Annotated in this window: 17 protein-coding genes and 1 tRNA gene; 13 read left to right on the plus strand and 5 right to left on the minus strand. The window is 63.1% G+C overall.

Annotated features, from left to right (window positions below; all coding sequences use genetic code 11):
• Window positions 1–250: 250 nt before the first annotated feature.
• From rpsA to aroA, 3 genes are all read right to left on the minus strand, one after another.
• Window positions 251–1957 (minus strand): 30S ribosomal protein S1, encoded by a 1707-nt coding sequence (gene rpsA, locus XI08_RS22680; RefSeq protein WP_027546860.1) that lies wholly within the window; start codon window positions 1955–1957, stop codon window positions 251–253.
• Between the two features lie 269 nt (window positions 1958–2226).
• Window positions 2227–2865, minus strand: a complete 639-nt coding sequence (cmk, locus tag XI08_RS22685; protein ID WP_092190353.1) for a (d)CMP kinase — start codon at window positions 2863–2865, stop codon at window positions 2227–2229.
• Window positions 2862–4199, minus strand: a complete 1338-nt coding sequence (gene aroA / locus XI08_RS22690; RefSeq protein ID WP_271576033.1) for a 3-phosphoshikimate 1-carboxyvinyltransferase — start codon at window positions 4197–4199, stop codon at window positions 2862–2864. The genes cmk and aroA overlap by 4 nt, the downstream gene beginning before the upstream one ends.
• Before the next feature lie 161 nt (window positions 4200–4360).
• On the opposite strand from aroA, the gene XI08_RS22695 reads away from it, so the two are divergent.
• From XI08_RS22695 to XI08_RS22705, 3 genes are all read left to right on the plus strand, one after another.
• Window positions 4361–4771 carry a TIGR02300 family protein gene (locus tag XI08_RS22695; RefSeq protein ID WP_027546863.1) on the plus strand — a complete coding sequence of 137 codons (411 nt, stop codon included), beginning with the start codon at window positions 4361–4363 and terminating at the stop codon, window positions 4769–4771.
• A 99-nt stretch (window positions 4772–4870) separates the two neighbouring features.
• Window positions 4871–4946: transfer RNA gene (locus tag XI08_RS22700), tRNA-Ala, on the plus strand.
• A 277-nt stretch (window positions 4947–5223) separates the two neighbouring features.
• Window positions 5224–5466 (plus strand): GIY-YIG nuclease family protein, encoded by a 243-nt coding sequence (locus XI08_RS22705; RefSeq protein ID WP_025576685.1) that lies wholly within the window; start codon window positions 5224–5226, stop codon window positions 5464–5466.
• Window positions 5467–5473: 7 nt separating this feature from the next.
• Here the strand turns inward: XI08_RS22705 and XI08_RS22710 are convergent, their stop codons facing one another.
• Window positions 5474–5932 carry a MarR family winged helix-turn-helix transcriptional regulator gene (locus tag XI08_RS22710; protein WP_027546865.1) on the minus strand — a complete coding sequence of 153 codons (459 nt, stop codon included), beginning with the start codon at window positions 5930–5932 and terminating at the stop codon, window positions 5474–5476.
• A gap of 154 nt (window positions 5933–6086) precedes the next feature.
• Between XI08_RS22710 and XI08_RS22715 the strand changes: the two genes are divergently transcribed.
• From XI08_RS22715 to XI08_RS22760, 10 genes are all read left to right on the plus strand, one after another.
• Window positions 6087–6512 carry an organic hydroperoxide resistance protein gene (locus tag XI08_RS22715; protein ID WP_011083560.1) on the plus strand — a complete coding sequence of 142 codons (426 nt, stop codon included), beginning with the start codon at window positions 6087–6089 and terminating at the stop codon, window positions 6510–6512.
• A 206-nt stretch (window positions 6513–6718) separates the two neighbouring features.
• Window positions 6719–7924 carry a CaiB/BaiF CoA transferase family protein gene (locus XI08_RS22720; RefSeq protein WP_271576034.1) on the plus strand — a complete coding sequence of 402 codons (1206 nt, stop codon included), beginning with the start codon at window positions 6719–6721 and terminating at the stop codon, window positions 7922–7924.
• 370 nt (window positions 7925–8294) lie between these two features.
• On the plus strand, window positions 8295–9611 hold the full coding sequence (gene ugpB, locus XI08_RS22725) for a sn-glycerol-3-phosphate ABC transporter substrate-binding protein UgpB (RefSeq protein ID WP_135175188.1): 1317 nt from the start codon (window positions 8295–8297) through the stop codon (window positions 9609–9611).
• Window positions 9612–9660: 49 nt separating this feature from the next.
• Window positions 9661–10542, plus strand: coding sequence for a sn-glycerol-3-phosphate ABC transporter permease UgpA (gene ugpA / locus XI08_RS22730; protein ID WP_027546868.1), 882 nt, complete (start codon window positions 9661–9663; stop codon window positions 10540–10542).
• Window positions 10542–11390 carry a sn-glycerol-3-phosphate ABC transporter permease UgpE gene (gene ugpE / locus XI08_RS22735; protein WP_027546869.1) on the plus strand — a complete coding sequence of 283 codons (849 nt, stop codon included), beginning with the start codon at window positions 10542–10544 and terminating at the stop codon, window positions 11388–11390. Before ugpA ends, ugpE begins: the two co-directional genes overlap by 1 nt.
• A gap of 6 nt (window positions 11391–11396) precedes the next feature.
• Window positions 11397–12482 (plus strand): sn-glycerol-3-phosphate import ATP-binding protein UgpC, encoded by a 1086-nt coding sequence (locus XI08_RS22740; protein ID WP_027546870.1) that lies wholly within the window; start codon window positions 11397–11399, stop codon window positions 12480–12482.
• Window positions 12483–12916: 434 nt separating this feature from the next.
• Entirely contained in the window at window positions 12917–13342 is a 426-nt protein-coding gene (locus XI08_RS22745) for an Hsp20 family protein (protein WP_014438749.1), read from the plus strand.
• Between the two features lie 51 nt (window positions 13343–13393).
• Window positions 13394–13666, plus strand: coding sequence for a DUF1150 family protein (locus tag XI08_RS22750; RefSeq protein WP_011083553.1), 273 nt, complete (start codon window positions 13394–13396; stop codon window positions 13664–13666).
• A gap of 312 nt (window positions 13667–13978) precedes the next feature.
• On the plus strand, window positions 13979–15238 hold the full coding sequence (locus tag XI08_RS22755) for a hypothetical protein (RefSeq protein WP_271576035.1): 1260 nt from the start codon (window positions 13979–13981) through the stop codon (window positions 15236–15238).
• 285 nt (window positions 15239–15523) lie between these two features.
• The gene (locus XI08_RS22760) at window positions 15524–16342 is read left to right on the plus strand and encodes a hypothetical protein (RefSeq protein ID WP_271576036.1); all 819 of its coding nucleotides are present in this window, start codon (window positions 15524–15526) and stop codon (window positions 16340–16342) included.
• Between the two features lie 703 nt (window positions 16343–17045).
• Here XI08_RS22760 and XI08_RS22765 read toward each other — a convergent pair.
• Window positions 17046–18584: an acyl-CoA synthetase gene (locus tag XI08_RS22765; RefSeq protein WP_271576037.1), complete on the minus strand. Its 1539-nt coding sequence runs from the start codon at window positions 18582–18584 to the stop codon at window positions 17046–17048.
• Window positions 18585–18595: the final 11 nt, after the last annotated feature.

The following is an 18595-nucleotide window of genomic DNA, read 5'->3' on the forward strand; positions in this document are numbered from 1 at the left end:
CCTGCGGCTGCGTGGGCAAGGACGTCGCGACACCTTCCGGTGTCGTCCCCGCGAAGGCGGGGACCCATAACCACAGGGAGTGGTTGTGAAGCAAAGCAGGTAACTCCGAGTCTTCGCTAAACTGCTCCCTGTGGTTATGGGTCCCGGGCTCGCGCTTCGCGCGCCCCGGGACGACAGTTGAATATGCCGTCGCAACAAAAAAGCCCCGGCTCGCGCCGGGGCTTTGATGTCAGCAAAACGAGCGTTTCGCTTACTTGCTGTCGCGGTTCTTGAGCGCGGTGCCGAGGATGTCGCCGAGCGTCGCACCCGAATCGGAGGAGCCGTACTGCGCGATGGCTTCCTTCTCTTCGGCGACTTCGAGCGCCTTGATCGACACCTGGACCTTGCGGGCCTTCTTGTCGAACTGGATCACGCGGGCATCGACCTTCTCGCCGACGGCGAAGCGTTCGGCGCGCTGGTCGTTGCGGTCACGGGCGAGCTCCGAGCGCTTGATGAAGGTGGTAAAGTCGGTACCGGCGATCTTCACCTCGATACCGCTCTCCTTCACTTCGAGCACTTCGCAGGTCACGACCGCGCCCTTCTTGACATCGCCCGGCTCGGCGAAGGGGTCGCCTTCGAGCTGCTTGATGCCGAGCGAGATACGCTCCTTCTCGACGTCCACATCGAGCACCACGGCCTTCACCATGTCGCCCTTCTTGTAGTTGTCGATCACCTGCTCGCCCGGAAGCTTCCAGTCGAGGTCGGAGAGGTGGACCATGCCGTCGACGTCGCCCTCGAGACCCAGGAACAGACCGAACTCGGTCTTGTTCTTGACCTCGCCCTCGACCACCGAACCGGTCGGGTGACCTTCGACGAAGACCTCCCAGGGGTTGCGCATGGTCTGCTTGAGGCCGAGCGAGATGCGGCGCTTGACGGAATCGACTTCGAGCACCTGCACTTCGACTTCCTGCGAGGTCGAGACGATCTTGCCGGGGTGCATGTTCTTCTTGGTCCACGACATCTCGGAGACGTGGATCAGGCCTTCGATGCCCGGCTCGAGCTCGACGAACGCACCGTAGTCGGTGATGTTGGTGACACGGCCGGTGAAGCGGGCACCCAGCGGGTACTTGGCTTCGATGCCCTGCCACGGATCGTCCAGCAGCTGCTTCATGCCCAGCGAGATGCGGTGCGTCTCGTGGTTGATCTTGATGATCTTGACCTTCACGGTCTGGCCGATCGAGAGCACCTCGGTCGGATGGTTGACGCGGCGCCACGCGATGTCGGTGACGTGCAGCAGGCCGTCGATGCCGCCGAGATCAACGAACGCACCGTAGTCGGTGATGTTCTTGACCACGCCGTCGATGACCTGACCCTCTTCGAGGTTCTGCACCAGCTCCTGACGCTGCTCGGCGCGGGTCTCTTCCAGCACCGTGCGGCGGGAGACGACGATGTTGCCGCGGCGGCGGTCCATCTTCAGGATCTGGAACGGCTGCGAGTTGTTCATCAGCGGCGCAACGTCGCGGATCGGACGGATGTCGACCTGCGAGCGCGGCAGGAAGGCCACGGCACCGTCGAGGTCGACGGTGAAGCCGCCCTTGACCTGGTTGAAGATGACGCCGTTGACCTTCTCGTTGTTCTGGAACGCCTTCTCGAGCTTGCCCCAGCTCTCTTCGCGGCGCGCCTTGTCGCGCGACAGCACGGCTTCGCCGAGGGCGTTCTCGATGCGATCGAGGAACACTTCCACCTCGTCGCCGACCTTGATCTCGCTGTCACGGCCGGGGCCGGAAAATTCGCGCAGGGCGACGCGGCCCTCGGTCTTCAGGCCGACGTCGATGACGGCCATGTCCTTTTCAATTGCAACCACCTTGCCCTTGACGACGGAGCTTTCCTGCAGGTTGCCACCTGCGAAGGACTCGTCGAGCATCGCGGCGAAATCGTCGCGCGAGGGGCTATAGGTATCAGCAGAAGTCGAAGCCATTTGTTCTCCAGTTGCGGATGTCTTGCCGGCCGTTGGGTTCATGGGCGCATCGCACGCGCAGTGTCGGAAGGTCCGCAAGACCTTCGAGCGACCGCTTGCTGCCCCGGCCTGGCACCGGAACGGCGGAAGCGGGCCGGCTGAGGCCCGCGCGTTCGATACGTGGAAATCTTTGTCCGGAGCCTGGATCGCACCGGTCCCGAAACAGGCGGACCGGGGGGTATCGACCTCAAAGAGCGGGAGCGGGCGCTTCCTCCAATGACGGCTGCGGCTTAACCCCGCGACCGGCCCGCTCGGACGGCCTCGATAATGTCGATGGCGGCCCGGACGCCGCCTTCTATATCCAGTTGGGAGTTATCTAGCAAGTAAGCATCGGGGGCAGGTTTCAGCGGTGCAATCGGCCGGTTCTTGTCGCGTTCGTCGCGCTGGATGATGTCGGCGAGCACGGCCGCCTCGTCCGCCTCCTCGCCCCGCGCCTTGGCCTCCATGGTGCGGCGGCGGGCGCGAACCTTGGGGTCCGCCACGACAAAGATCTTCACGTCGGCATGAGGGCAGATCACGGTTCCAATGTCCCTGCCGTCCAGCACCGCGCCGGGCGGATCGGCGGCGAATTGCCGCTGGAAATTGACCAGGGCCTCGCGGACCCTTGGGATCGCCGAGACGATCGAGGCGCCCTCGCCGACCTTCTGGGTCTTCAGGGCAGGATCGCCGAACTTTTCCGGATCCAATTCCAGCGCCGCCGCGACCGCAGCCGCCTCGTCGCGGAGATCATGACCCGATTGCATCAGGGCGTAGGCGACCGCGCGATAGATCACGCCGGTATCAAGATGACGATAGCCGTAATGATGAGCGAGACGCTTGCCCAGCGTCCCCTTGCCCGAAGCCGCGGGCCCGTCGATGGCGATGATCATGAAAACTCGGCCCCAAGCGAACGCATCATCGGAATGAAGTCCGGGAAACTGGTGGCGATGAAGGCGGTGTCGTCGACAGTCACCGGCTGGTCGGAGGCGCAGCCCATCACCAGCGCGGACATCGCGATGCGATGGTCCATGTGGGTGGCAACGGTGCCGCCACCCGGAACGTGACCGTGGCCGTGGACGATCAGATCGTCGCCGGAGATCTCGACCTTGACGCCGTTGACGCGCAGCATCTCAGCGGTGGCCTCCAGGCGGTCGGATTCCTTGACGCGCAGCTCTTGCAGCCCGCGCATGATGGTCGTGCCTTCGGCGAAGGAGGCTGCCACCGCCAGCACCAGATATTCGTCGATCATCGAGGGCGCGCGCTCCGGCGGCACTTCGACGCCGCGCAGCTTTGACGCGCGCACGCGCAGCTGCGCCATCGGCTCGCCGGCATCGCCGCGCACTTCGCTCTCCTCGATCGAGGCGCCCATTTCGCGCAGCGTGGTGAACAGGCCGGTGCGCAGCGGATTGGTCATGACATCCGACAGCACGACATCGGAGCCCTCGGCGATCAGCGCCGCAACGACCGGGAAGGCCGCCGAGGAGGGATCGGCGGGCACCACGACATTGGCGCCATGCAGCTCGGGCTGGCCTTTGAGCGTGATGCGGCGGCCGTGCAGGCCCTCCTTCGTGGAGGTGATGTCGGCGCCGAAGTGTTTCAGCATCAGCTCGGTATGGTCGCGGCTGGCCTCGTTCTCGATCACCGTGGTGGTGCCCGGCGCCGCGAGGCCCGCGAGCAGCACGGCGGATTTGATCTGGGCCGAGGCGACCGGCGTCTGGTAGGTGATCGGCAGCGGATCGCGCGCGCCCTGGACGGTCAGCGGCAGACGGCCGCCCTCGCCGCCGGAGACGACCCTGGCGCCCATCTTCTCGAGCGGGTCCAGGATCCGGCGCATGGGACGGCCGCGCAGCGAGGCATCGCCGTCGAAGACCGCCGAGATCGGGCAGCCGGCGACCGCGCCCATGACCAGCCGGCAGCCGGTGCCGGAATTGCCGAAATCCAGCGCGGCCTTGGGCTGGGCGAAGCCTGCCACGCCCACGCCCTGCACCTTCCAGGCGAAATCGCCGATGCGCTCCACGCGGGCGCCCAGCGCCTGCATGGATTTGGCGGTGTTGAGGACGTCCTCGCCCTCCAGCAGGCCCGAAATCCGGGTCTCGCCGACTGCGAGCGCGCCCAGGATGAGGGCGCGGTGGGAAATCGACTTGTCCCCGGGCACCCGTACTTTCCCGGTCAGGGGACCGTTTGCGCGCGACTGAAGCGGCCTCGGTTGGTCGGAATGGGTCAAGATTGTGTCCTTGAATATGCCCCGGAGAGCTGGGGCGCAGGTACCACATGGTCCGCGCCTCGTCACCGGCATGTCTTTCTCCCGTAATGCGCTATTGACAGCGGGCCGCCAACTAGCCAAGTGAAACACCGCTTTTCAGACATTCCCAGGATTCCTCTGCCGTGGCCAAGTCCGAACTCGGAACCAAACGTATTTGCCCGACCACGGGCAAGAAGTTCTACGACCTCAACAAGAATCCGGTGATCTCGCCCTATACCGGCGAAGTGGTCCCGATCGCGCCCGTGGCGCCTGCGCGCGCCACTCGCGGCGCCGAGGCCCGCCACGCGGCCGCCGCGGACACCACGCCGGAGCCGGCGGAGGCCGAAGAGTTGGTCTCCCTCGAGGAGGCCGATGCCGAGGAGAACACCGGCAAGGTCAAGGCCGTCGTGCCCGAATCGGAGGACGATATCGAGGTCGACGAGACCCTCGACGACGACGATGACGATGATTCGACCTTCATCGCCGACGAAGAAGAGGGCGATGAGGACGTGACCGACATCATTGGTGATGTCGGAGGCGATGAAGAGACTTGAGATCAGCCCTGATCTGTGAAAAAGGGTGCACCGCGCGAGTCGCCTAGGGCTCGCCGGCCGGGACGGATCCCCCAGGATCCTCCCCACTGGAAGACTTAAGGGGCCATAGCTCAGCTGGGAGAGCGCTTGCATGGCATGCAAGAGGTCGGCGGTTCGATCCCGCCTGGCTCCACCACGCTTCGCCCTTCGGGCTACGCGTGGCGCAGCCGCGCAGGGCCCGATGGGCGAAGCGTGGTGTCCGGCGAAGCCCGTAGGGCGAAGACGGACTGGTAACGATCCTCACCATCCTATCGACTGGTTGCGCGGAAGCCGCCAATATCCGTGGACTACGCGTGGCGCAGCCGCGCAGAGCCCGAATGGGGAGCGTGGTGTCCGGCGTAACCCGCGGGGCGAAGACGGACTAATGACCTTCTCCTACCCTGCCCTAGCGACTGCCCAGGCGGAAACCGTCAATGTGGTATGTCTACATCCTCCGCAGCATCGAATTTCCCGAGCAGGAATACATCGGGGCCACTGAAGATCTGAAACGGCGCATTCCAGAGCACAACGCCGGCAAATCCGCTCACACGGCCAAATTCAAGCCATGGATGCTCGTTTGGTATTGCGCCTTCCCCGATAAGCTCAAAGCCCTGGCATTCGAGAAGTATCTCAAGTCGCATTCGGGCCGTGCTTTTACGAAGAAGCGCCTCTACTGAAGCCCCCCTACTCCCCGATCACCGCATTGAGCCGATCGCGCAGCGCGACGATCTCGTCTTTCATCGCCACCAGCTCCGACACCGAGCAATCCGACGCCGCCAGGATCGACTGCGGCACGGCGCGCGCCTTGTCCTTGAGTGCGTGGCCCTGCGGCGTCAGCGCGATCAGCACCTGACGCTCGTCCTCGCTCGAGCGGGTGCGCTTGACCAGGTGCGCGGCCTCGAGGCGCTTGAGCAGCGGCGTCAGCGTGCCCGAATCCAGAAACAGCCTCTCGCCGATGTCCTTGACCGGCACGTCGTCGCGCTCCCACAGCACCAGCATCACCAGATATTGCGGATAGGTCAGGCCGAGGCGGTCGAGCAGCGGCTTGTAGACGCGGTTGAAGGCATGCGCGGCCGAATAGACCGCGAAGCAGATCTGGTTGTCGAGGCGCTGCGGGTCCAGCGCCGATAATTTCCGGGGCATAGCGAATCTCACGCGGTTTCCTCCATTCTGGGACCGGCCGGCCAGACATTCAATTGCGAACAATTAAATGTGAGGCATGCAAATTTCAATTGCGCACAATCTAATTGTTTGCGATACATGCGCCGTCCCAACCGGAAGACCTGAGGAGACGAAAATGTCCGTGAACGTCCTGTACAAGACCAGCGCAAAAGCCACCGGCGGCCGCGACGGCCATGCCGCGACCCTCGACGGCGCGCTCGACGTCAAGCTCACCACGCCGAAGGAACTCGGCGGCGGCGGCGGCGCCGGCAACAATCCCGAGCAGCTGTTTGCGGCCGGCTACGCCGCCTGCTTCATCGGCGCGATGAAGTTCGTGGCCTCGCAGGGCGGCCCGAAGGTTCCCGCCGACGCCGCCGTCACCTCGACCGTCGGCATCGGTCCGCGCTCCGAAGGCGGCTTCGGCCTCGACATCGACCTCGCCGTCTCGCTGCCGGGCCTTGCCCGCGCCGAGGCCGAAGCGCTGGTCGCCAAGGCGCACCAGGTGTGCCCCTATTCCAATGCCACGCGCGGCAATGTCGACGTTCGCCTGACGGTCGTCTGATCGAAAGTGCGGATTGGCTGGCCCGGGATCCCCCTCGGGCCGGCCGCTTCCGTTTGATTTGCCGGATCCTGTTTTGCCAGCTCCTGTATTGCCATGCCGCGGGATTGACGCGCGGCGGTGCATGCGGCCCTACGCAACAAGCCATTGCTGGCGCAAAAAAACCTCGCTAGGCCTGTGACCAACGATCGACACAGGGAAGCGAAGGCATGAGTTCTGAAGCCGTCATGGGTGCAATGAGCGGACTGCGCGTCATCGATCTCACGCGCGTGCTCGGCGGTCCCTACTGCACCCAGATCCTCGCCGACCATGGCGCCGACGTGATCAAGGTCGAGCCGCCCGCCGGCGACGAGGTGCGCGACTGGGGCCCTCCCTTCCACGACGAAGACGCGGCCTATTTCATCGGCATCAACCGCAACAAGCGCTCGATCGGCCTCGACCTCGCCTCCGAGGGCGGCCGCGTCGTGCTGCTCAAGATGCTGGAGACCGCCGACGTCCTGATCGAGAATTTCAAGCCGGGCACGCTGGAGAAATGGGGCATCGGCAACGACGTCCTCAGCAAGAAATTCCCGCGCCTCGTGCATTGCCGGATCTGCGGCTTCGGCGCCGACGGCCCGCGCGGCGGCAATCCCGGCTATGACGCCATCATCCAGGCCATGACCGGCATGATCGCGGCGACCGGCTCGCCCGAGAGCGGCCCGATGCGGATCGGCGTGCCGCTGGTCGACATCACGACCGGCCTCTATGCCGCGATCGGCATCCTGATGGCGCTGTCGGAGCGGCAGCGCTCGGGCAAGGGCCAGTTCCTGGAGACCACGCTGTACGAGACCGGCCTTGCCATCATGCATCCGCACACCGCGAACTATTTCATGCATGGCAAGCCACCCGGCCTGACCGGCAACGAGCATCCCAACCTCGTGCCCTACGCGATCTTCCCGACGAAGACCGACAACATCTTCATCGGCGTCGGCAATGACGGCACCTTCAGAAAGCTCGCCAAGGAGATCGGCAAGCCCGAGCTCGGCACCGATCCGCGCTTTGCCCGCAACAAGGACCGCATCGCCAATCGCGAGGCGCTGCGCGCCGAGCTGGCCGCCGTGTTCAGCCAGCACGAGGCCGAGCCGCTCTGCAATCGCCTGCTCGCGGCGGGCCTGCCCGCAGGCCCGGTGCAGAAGATCGACCAGGCGCTGACCAACCCGCACACGATCGCCCGCGGCGATGTCATCGAGAAGGATTGGTACAAGGGCGTGGCCTCGCCGATCCGGCTCGACCGCAGCAAGCCGAGCCTGCGCCGGCTGCCGCCGAAATTCAGCCAGCACTCGGCGGAGGTGCTGGGCGAGTTCGGGTATTCCAAGGCCGAGATCGACGCGATGGTCGAGAAGGGCACGGTCTGCGGCCCCGAGCGCAAGCGCTGAGATAAAGACGAAGATCGAGTGTGAGGGCAGGTGCACTCCCTCTCCCGCTTGCGGGAGAGGGAGTCTCTACATGGGACAATCCCCAGAGGAGCGAACCCTCACCCGCGCCTTTGGCGCGACCTCTCCCGCAGCGGGAGAGGTATTCGAACCCGCGGCCTGATCGTCAGCCACACGCCAATGCCGCACTGCGGCGCGAGCACGCATGTGCAGCGCGAATGGAGGAGGCTGCCCGCGGCGTCTTCGCCTATTTGACGGCTTCCCTTTTCCCGCGCTTGCCGCTTTCGTTTCGGCCGCATACACAGTCATGTGAACGTCATATGGCGCTGCTAGCGCAAGCGCTTCTTATTGACGGGCAAGGGAGGTTTTCTTGATGGCTCTTCGACACTTTGGGGCGGCTGCCGCATTTGCAATCACGGTCGGCATGTCGGCCTCTCCGGCCTTGGCCGTGACCGAAATCCAGTGGTGGCACGCGATGACCGGCGCCAACAACGACGTCATCGTCAAGCTTGCCACCGACTTCAACGCGTCGCAGAGCGACTACAAGGTCATCCCGACCTACAAGGGCAACTACCCTGATACGATGAACGCGGGAATCGCCGCGTTCCGCGCCGGCAATGCCCCGCACATCATGCAGGTGTTCGAAGTCGGCACCGCGACCATGATGGCCGCGACCGGCGCGGTGAAGCCGGTCTACAAGCTGATGGCCGAGGCCGGCGAGAAGTTCGATCCCAAGATCTACCTGCCCGCCATTACCGGCTACTATTCGACGTCGAAGGGCGAGATGCTGTCGTTCCCCTTCAACTCGTCCTCGACCGTGATGTGGGTCAACCTCGACGAGCTCAAGAAGGCGAACGTCGAGATCCCCAAGACCTGGCCCGAAACGTTCGAGGCCGCCAAGAAGCTGAAGGCTGCGGGTCATGACACCTGCGGCTTCTCCGGCTCCTGGGTCACCTGGGTCAATCTCGAGCAGCTCTCCGCCTGGCACAACGTGCCGCTCGCCAGCAAGGCCAACGGCCTCGACGGTTTCGACACCGTGCTGGAGTTCAACGGCCCGCTCCAGGTCAAGCATCTCGAAACCCTGGTCGAGCTCCAGAAGACCAAGACTTACGACTATGCCGGCCGCACCAACACCGGCGAAGGCCGCTTCACATCCGGCGAATGCCCGATCTACCTGACCTCGTCGGCGTTCTTCGGCAACGTCAAGGCGCAGGCCAAGTTCGCCTTCACCGCGGTGCCGATGCCGTACTATCCGGACGCCAAGGGCGCGCCGCAGAACTCGATCATCGGCGGCGCCTCGCTCTGGGTCATGGGCGGCAAGTCGGCCGAGGAATACAAGGGCGTCGCGAAGTTCCTGACCTTCCTCTCCGACACCGATCGCCAGGTCTACATCCACAAGGCCTCGGGCTATCTGCCGATCACCAAGGCGGCCTACGCCAAGGCGAAGGAAGAAGGTTTCTACAAGGATCAGCCCTATCTGGAGACCCCGTTGCTTGAGCTGACCAACAAGGAGCCGACCGAGAATTCGCGCGGCTTGCGTCTCGGCAACATGGTTCAGCTCCGTGACGTCTGGTCGGAAGAGATCGAGCAGGCGCTCGCCGGCAAGAAGACCGCCAAGCAGGCGCTCGACGCCGCCGTCGAGCGCGGCAACACGATGCTGCGCCAGTTCGAAAAGACCGCAGTGAAGTAAGGCATCGAAGCGGCAGGCCGCGACCCGGCCTGCCGCTTCCCATGACATCATGCAAAAGCAAGCCATTTTCCAGTCAAAGCTATTGCCTTACGCGCTGGTTGCGCCGCAGCTCGCGATCGTCCTGATATTCTTCTACTGGCCCGCCCTGCAGGCGGTGATCCAGTCCTTCCTCCTCCAGGATGCCTTTGGTCTGTCGAGCACCTTTGTCTGGTTCGAGAATTACATCGAGCTGTTCAAAGACCCCGCCTATTTCGAGGCGATCGTCCGGACCTTCTTCTTCTCGTTCGCGATCGCCGTGTCGTCGCTGTCGTTCGCGCTGCTGCTCGCCGTGATGGCCGACAAGCCGCTGCGCGGCTCGATGCTCTACCGGACGCTCTTGATCTGGCCCTATGCGGTGGCACCACCCGTCGTCGGCGTGCTCTGGATCTTCATGCTGCATCCCTCGCTCGGTGTGCTGTCGCGCTATCTGCGCGGCCTGGGCGTCGACTGGAATCCGCTGCTCGACGGCAACCAGGCGGCTGCGCTGATCATCCTCGCCGCCGCCTGGAAGCAGATCTCCTATAATTTCCTGTTCTTCCTCGCCGGCCTGCAAGCCATCCCGAAAAGCGTGTTCGAGGCCGCCGCGATCGACGGCGCCCGTCCGATGCGGCGGTTCTGGACCGTGACCTTCCCGCTGCTGTCGCCCACGATCTTCTTCCTGCTGGTCGTCAACATCGTCTACGCCTTCTTCGACACCTTCGGCATCATCGACACCATGACCCGCGGCGGTCCCGGAACATCGACGGTCACGCTGGTCTACAAGGTCTATTCCGACGGCCTGCTCGGCGGCAATCTCGGCAGCTCGGCGGCGCAGTCGGTGATCCTGATGGTCATGGTCATCGTGCTGACGGGAATCCAGTTCCGCTTCGTCGAACGCAAGGTGACCTACTGATGGTCGAGGACGAGGGCATCAGGCGCTACGTCGCCCATTTCATTCTCTGGATCGGGATCGCGATCGTCGCGTTCCCGGTCTACATCGCGATCGTCGCCTCGACCCAGGACAACGCGCTGATCGCGAACGGGCAGATGTCGCTGCTGCCGGGCGGGCATTTCTTCGAGGTCTACTACCAGACCATCTTCGTCGGCACGAGCGGCTCGACCCGCGAGCCCGTCGGCAACATGATGCTGAACTCGCTGGTGATGGCGCTGGCGATCGCGATCGGCAAGATCGCGATCTCGATCATCTCGGCCTATGCGATCGTGTATTTCCGCTTTCCGTTCCGGATGGCGATCTTCTGGATCATCTTCATCACCTTGATGCTGCCGGTCGAGGTGCGCATCTACCCGACCTACAAGATCGTCGCCGATCTGCACATGCTCGACAGCTATGCCGGCCTGTCGCTGCCGCTGATCGCGTCGGCCACCGCGACGCTGCTGTTCCGCCAGTTCTTCATGACCGTGCCGGACGAATTGCTGGAGGCATCGCGCATCGACGGCGCCGGTCCCTTGCGCTTCTTCTGGGACACGCTGCTGCCGCTGTCGCGCACCAACATGGCGGCGCTGTTCGTGATCCTGTTCATCCTCGGCTGGAATCAATATCTCTGGCCGCTGCTCATCACCACCCGCGACGACATGCAGACCATCCAGGTCGGCATCCGCAAGATGATCACCACCACCGACGCGCTGACCGAATGGCCGATCGTGATGGCGACCGCCGTGCTGGCCATGCTGCCGCCGGTGTTCGTCGTCGTCGCGATGCAGAAGCTGTTCGTGCGCGGCCTGGTCGAGACCGAAAAGTGAGTTTTCATGGCTAACGTCACCCTGCGCAACGTCCGCAAGACCTACACAGGCGGCTTCGAGGCCATCAAGGGCGTCAACGTCGATGTCGCCGACGGGCAGTTCTGCGTGCTGGTCGGTCCCTCCGGCTGCGGCAAGTCCACGCTGCTGCGCATGGTCGCGGGGCTCGAGACCGTCACCGGCGGCGAGATCGACATCGGCGGCCGCGTCGTCAACCAGATCGAGCCCGCCGATCGCGACATCGCGATGGTGTTCCAGAACTACGCGCTCTATCCGCATATGAGCGTCTACAACAACATGGCCTACGGCCTGCGCAACCGCGGCATGGCCGAGACCGAGGTCAAGACCCGCGTCGAGGAAGCCGCGCGCGTGCTCGAGCTCACATCGATGCTGGAGCGCAAACCGCGCCAGCTCTCCGGCGGCCAGCGCCAGCGCGTCGCCATGGGCCGCGCCATCGTGCGCCAGCCAAAAGTGTTCCTGTTCGACGAGCCGCTCTCCAATCTCGACGCCAAGCTGCGCATCGCGATGCGCGTCGAGATCCGCAAATTGCAGCGCCGGCTCAACACGACGTCGATCTACGTCACCCACGACCAGCTCGAGGCGATGACGCTCGCCGACGTTCTCGTGGTGATGAACGGCGGCCAGGTCGAGCAGGTCGGCAATCCCCTGGCGATCTACGAGAAGCCGGCCACGACCTTCGTCGCCTCCTTCATCGGGGCGCCGCCGATGAATCTGATGTCGACGCGCGCCGACGAGATCAAATCGCAGCTCAACGGGGCTGCGACGGAGGCCGGCATCCTCGGCATCCGCCCGGAGGATTTCGTCATCACCGACCAGACCCCGGCCGGCGGCGTCGCACTGCCGCTCACCGTGGAAGCGATCGAGCGCGTCGGCGCCGAAACCTTCATCTACGGTTCCCGCGAGCAGGAAGACCAGCGCGTCGCGGCCACGCCCGGCGAGCTGCCGCCCGGCGAGGTCATCGTCCGCATTCCCGGAACCGAGGCCCCCGCCATCGGCGCGAGGATCCGCGTCGCCGCGATACGGCCGAAGTTGCACCTATTCAGCGGCGACGGGCGGACGCGGCTGGAGGCCTGACCGGTTCCGAGGCGCCCCCTCGATCAAAACCGCGAAAACAACCCCATGCACAGTAGAAGGGGGCCTGTTTTCATTGGGATAAATCGTCAGTCAGATTCGTCATGCCCCGGCTTGCCGTCTTCGCTGAAGCTTCGCCGACACCGAATGCCCGGCGAAGCCTTGGCGAAGCCGGGTCCCGGGCATCCACGTTCCTGGCGCCGCAGCAAGGTCGTGGATGGCCGGGACATAGGCGAGCGGAAGCGACGCCGTCCTGCAGACGGCTATGCCCGGCCATGACGATCAGGAAGCAAGGCCTGGCGACGGTGGAAGCACTGAATCCACAGGCCTCCGCTACGTCCTTGAACCGACACGGGGTTATGACCATATTGCTGACCAAGGGGCGCCGCTTCCGGGCCCTGAAATGCCAAAGTCGCTTCGAGAGGACTTTGTAAACTATGTCTCGTGTTCCCACGTTATCCAGTCCGTTCCTTCTGGGCTTCGACGAGATCGAGCGCGTGCTCGATCGGGTCGTCAAAGGCGCCGACGGTTACCCTCCCTACAATATCGAGAGGTGCGACCGGTCGGACGGCCAGCCCGAGCGTTTGCGCATCACGCTGGCAGTCGCCGGATTCACCCGCGACCAACTCGATGTAACCATTGAGGAAAACCAGCTCGTGATTCGCGGGCGGCAGCAGGACGACAAGACCCGGCAATACATCCATCGCGGCATCGCCGCGCGCCACTTCCAGCGCACCTTCGTGCTGGCGGAGGGGATGCTCGTGCTGGGAGCGGATCTGAAGAACGGGCTGTTGTCGGTCGATCTTGCCCGGCCTGAACCGGAGAGGATCGTTAAGACAATCGCTATCAATGAGCACGAATAATGGAACGAGTAGCGGACTCGACCGCTTAGTTTCTGTGAAGGAGTCGAGACCATGAGTGAAGGTCACGTTGCGTTCGAATACGAAGCCAAGAACGTCTCTCCGGAGACGCTGGCAACCCTCGGCGAAGGCCATATCGCCTATGTGAAGCAGATCCGCTCCGAAGACGTTCCGGGCCTGTTTCCCGAGGCTCCGAAAATTGCGCCGGGCCTCAAGCTCTTCGCGCTCCACGCCGCCGACGGCACGCCGATCATGCTGACCGACAGCCGCGAAGCCGCAGTCGCCAACGCCTGGAGCAACGAGTTGCAGGCGGTGAGCGTGCACTGACGCACGCGCGCGCAGTCGTGCGCGGTTGACGAATTCAAATACGCGGGCATGCCTCGAGGCGGCCCGCGTATTTTTTTGGCGCCTGGCAGATGACGAGACCCCTCACGGTGAGGGCGCTTGCTAGGGCGTGGACTCTCGAAGCCGTCGCTTCAGCTCCTGACATGCAGTCCCGCTTCATCCCCAAAACGGACAAGAAAACTCCGTCGCGGCACGTCCGCTAAGGGCCATAAACTGCCATTGAAGATGAAGGCACGATGTTTTTACTCGATCCTGAAAGCCTATCTTGGTTGAAAAGGCGCGAGAGGCAGCGAAATGCTACCGGAACCAATTGCTTATTGCTTCTACCGTTATCGCGGGCTCTGCCTTCACACATGGATCGTCACGACTTTCACAATCATTGTGGCCGCCGCTCCGCTACAGGCTTCAGCAGCACCAAACGCGTCAGCGTGCGGATACCTCGCTGGTCTGATTGATAAGGCACCGCCATCAGGGCCCTTGTTCCTACCCAGCTATCCGACCGTCCAATCGGGGCCTCTGCATGGCGCCGCCTACCTCTATGACAATGCGGTAGCCGCCATCGCGTTGGTCGGTTGCGGTGAGCAAGACAAAGCGTATCGGATTGGCTCGGCGCTTCTCTGGGCCATCGATAACGACCGCACCTGGCATGATGGACGGCTCCGGAACGCTTACGCCGCAGGTGTGGTGGCGAATGGCCCCGTCAAACTTCCGGGGTGGTGGGACAATGCTCAGAACAAATGGTTAGAGGATCGATATCAGGTGGGCAGCGACAATGGTAACATGGCATGGGCCATGTTGGCATTGCTGTCGCTTGACGATGTGAACGCCGGCTCTCGGTTCCGCGATGGTGCTGCACGGCTTGGCGCCTGGGTCGCGCAATGGGCCGATACGCGCGGTACTGGCGGTTTCACGGGCGGTACGTTTGGGCACGAACCGACGCCGGAAGTGCGGGCGTGGAAATCGACTGAACATAATACTGACCTCGCCGCCGCGTTTGGCCTTCTTGCGATCCGTCCAGGGGATTCGCGCTGGCGTGATAAGGCAACGGCTGCTGAGTACTTCGTAAATACGATGTGGAATCCGGCATGCGCCTGTTTCGCTGCAGGGACCGCTGAAGACGGCGTCACCCACAATCCGATTTTGGCTCTTGATGCTCAGGTCTGGCCTTTAATAGCGCTCCACGGAGCGGTCGAGAAATTTGCATCGGCAATTACGACCGCCGAACAGCGAATGAGTGTCGACGAGGGCTTTTCTTACGGTGAAGACCGAGACGGTGTGTGGACCGAAGGGACGGGCCAAATGGCTCTCTTAATGAAATTGCTCGGCAGGACTGGGAGGGCAAACGCGTTGATCGCTGTAATCGAATCCCAGAGGTCGCCGGATGGTGGGTTCTATGCCACAACTGTCCGCGAGTTACCGACCGGGTTCGTGTTGGATACTGATCCGACCAAGCCGCGACTCTATTTCCGATTGTCGCATCTTGGCGCAGCTTCGTGGGCTGCCCTCGCGGAACGTGGGTTCAATCCCTTTACGGTGACAAAAGGACTCCCGTAGTTGAGTCGCGGTGCTTCTCGTCTCCGCCTCTCTTTTGGTCTTTTTGATTTCGATATGTCCTCAAAGGGCCAACAGCGGAAGTCAGCCGTCCACACATGGCCCTTAGCTGATGCAGTGCATCATCGCCGCTGCTTCCGCTCAATGCTGCAGCCGCAAGCGCGGCGTTGCTCGAATATGCAGCACGTGGCCCGGCCAAAGCCAAGTGAAGGCGGTGGGTGAGGGAGGCTCCTCCACACGTCAGCTATGATATGCTGTGCCTTTCTTCATCGCAGGAGATAGGCTGACGTGTCCGACACTCAGAAACTGACGCCCGCACTCTCGACGCCTGAGCGCGACCTGATGAGGCGAGAAATATATAAAGGACTGGCGGACAGAGCGGCTGGCCGCGTCAAAGACCTCGATGTTGACGCCATCCTTGCTAAAGGAAAGGAGCTATTGCAGAAGCGCTCAATCTCCAATGTAAGGCAATTCGCAGTTGATGGTCGAAAGACGCTCTTCTTGCTGCTTCTCCTTTTTGCGATCCCCGCGGACGACTGCTCCGCGCAGACACCGCCGCCCCCAGTCGACGAACATGCGTTCGAGCGCGTGCCGCCGACAGTCGTGAAGAGATTGGCGACCCGCTTTTCGCTAGGCGCATTCGCCGGCCGCTTCGAAGAGACGCGGCTCGGCGCGGTTCGCGAAGCCGTGGGCGAAGGGACCATCCAACACCAAGGCGACGCTGGAGATAGCATCTATTGGCTGTGTTATCGGCGCGCGCAGCATCGATTATGGGTCGTGTCCAGCGGAGAGACGGGCGGCCCGGACCATCTCGTCACGGAAATCGTTGAAGAGCTCACCGAGAAAGACGCCGGGGCCTCGGCCGATTGCGCCATCATCCCGGAAAAGTTCTCGCCCGTCGTCTTCGACGGCAAGCTGCATTTAGGTATGTCGCGTCAGGAGGTGATCGCGGCGTTGGGACCGCCGTCGAAGTCGGAAGCTGCTCAGATCGTGTATTCTCACGAGGGAAAGCTCGCAGACGGTTTCGATGAGACCGCTTGGCTCATTCTCCGATTTGGTGAGGACAAGCTCGTGTCCATGCGCGGCGGCAAGACCACGACGAATTGAAGTGGCTGCTAGCAGCGTTCAAGCTTCACAGCGTGATGCGAGCGAGTCAGGCTCGCTCACAAAGCCACTCGCTTGCGCCGTCCGCTACTGGTCAAACATTTGCCGGGGCCCCACGCTCAATGCGTAGGTTGAGAGCTGAGGGGTTGTAAAGGATCACGCCGAACGCCTGCGCGTGATGAAGCAACCTTCACGAGAACTTGAGATTATATCTACCTCAAGGGTAATGCCGCTATATTGAACGAGACGGCACGCCCGAGTACCCCTGATGTGCCAGCGACTAATTCAACCATCAGGAGAGGATCTCAGAATGCTCGAATCCACCTTGTTGCATGTCAAAACCACGGCTGGAAGCACGGCCAAAACTTACGAAATTGGCAATCTGCCAACTGTGGCCACGATTGTCGGCATCATCGTCTCGTAGGCAACCTAGCTGTCACCCTGGATACCCATTTCCATTGGTTTAAGTGGGCGGTGTTCTAAGTAGCCTAGAGACGAATAAGGGGGATACCTTGCCCTGTGTCGGCTACGGGTTCATTTGCAAACATTCCCGAACTAGCGACCCACGTCCGGTCCGCCCCTCGTAGCGAGGCATAGCGTCCCCAGGCCAGGATTTGAAGCCCCGCGGAGAGATTTAACGCCTGCGTTAAGTCGACGGGGTTGAGTCGGCACTTCGAAAGCGGACGTTATGTCTATGAGTACAGGCTTAGTCGCCTGAGCGGCTTGCCAGCCGCGCGCGGATGTCCGGCTTCAGCACCTTGCCGACCTTGGAGCGCGGCAGATCGTCCCAGACTTCGATCTGCTTGGGTGTCTTGACGCTGCCGATCCGCTGCTTGACGAAGGCCGCCAACGCCGTCGCATCGACGCTCTGGCCGGTGCGGGGCTGCACCACGGCAACGATCCGCTCGCCCCATTTCTCGTCCGGAAGGCCAATCACGGCGCAATCCTGCACCGCCTCATGCGCCCGCAGCGCGTTCTCGACCTCGATCGAGTAGACGTTGAACCCGCCGGTGATGATCATGTCCTTGGCGCGATCGACGATGTAGAGGTAGCCGTCGTCGTCGAGGTAGCCGATGTCGCCGGTGTGGTGCCAGCCATGCGCGGAGGCCTCCGCCGTGGCCTCGGGATTTTTGTAATAGCCCTCCATCACCAGCGAGCCGCGGACCACGATCTCGCCGCGTGCGCCAGTTGGCAGCAAATTGCCGTCACCATCCATGATGCCGGCCTGCACCAGCGGGCTGATCCGCCCGGCCGAGGCGAGACGCTCAATCGCGATCGTGCCGTCGGCATTGTAATGCTCGCCCGGTGCCATCATCGAGATCATCATCGGCGCTTCGGTCTGACCGAACAGCTGCGCCATCGGCCCGATACGCCGCAGCGCCTCCGCAAGCCGCGCGGCCGAGATCGGCGCCGCGCCGTACCAGAAGCATTGCAGCGAGGAGAGCTTCGCGGAGTCGAGCTTCGGATGATCGAGCAGCATGTAGATCACGGTCGGCGGCAGGAAGGTGTGCGTGACGCGGTAGCCCTCGATCAGATCGAGGAATTCCGCGATGTCGGGGTGATGCATGATCACGATGCGGCCGCCGAGCGCCATGATCGGGAAACACAGCACGCCGGCCGCGTGGGTCAGCGGCGCGAGCGCGAGATAGACCGGGCGGCCCTTGAAGGGATAGCCCATCAGCGTCAGCGCCGTCATGGCCTCAATGTTGCGGCCCGACAGCATGACCCCCTTCGGCTTGCCGGTGGTGCCGCCGGTACCGGGAATCATCGCGAGATCGTCGATCGTCGCGCGTTGATAGTGGTCGTCGGCGAGGCCGGCGAGCCAGCTGTCGAACGAGGGCGCGAAGGGTAACTCGGCATCCAGGCAGACGAGCGTGCGCAGCTTCGGCAGCTCTGCCCGCACCGCCTCGACCATCGGCGCGAAGCTCGAATGAAACAGCAGCAGGCTACAGTCGAATTGGTCGAGGATGATCCGGTTTTCGGCCGCCTCGTTGCGCGGATTGATCGGGCACCAGACCGCACCGGCGCGGGAAATGCCGAACACGCAGGCAAACGCGACCGGATCGTTGCCGGAGAGGATTGCGACCTTCTCACCGGCAGCAATTCCCGATCGCGCGAGCCCGCGCGCAAACCGGTAGCTCAGCCGTTGCACCTCGCCATAGCTGAGGTCGCGTCCATCCATGGTGAGGCACGGCGCGTCGGCGCCGAGCGAGGCACCTTTGTCGAGATAGTCGATGAAGCGCATGTTCGCTCCCG

The sequence above is a fragment of the Bradyrhizobium sp. CCBAU 11361 genome, from assembly GCF_028128935.1.
Classification (GTDB): Bacteria; Pseudomonadota; Alphaproteobacteria; order Rhizobiales; family Xanthobacteraceae; genus Bradyrhizobium; species Bradyrhizobium niftali.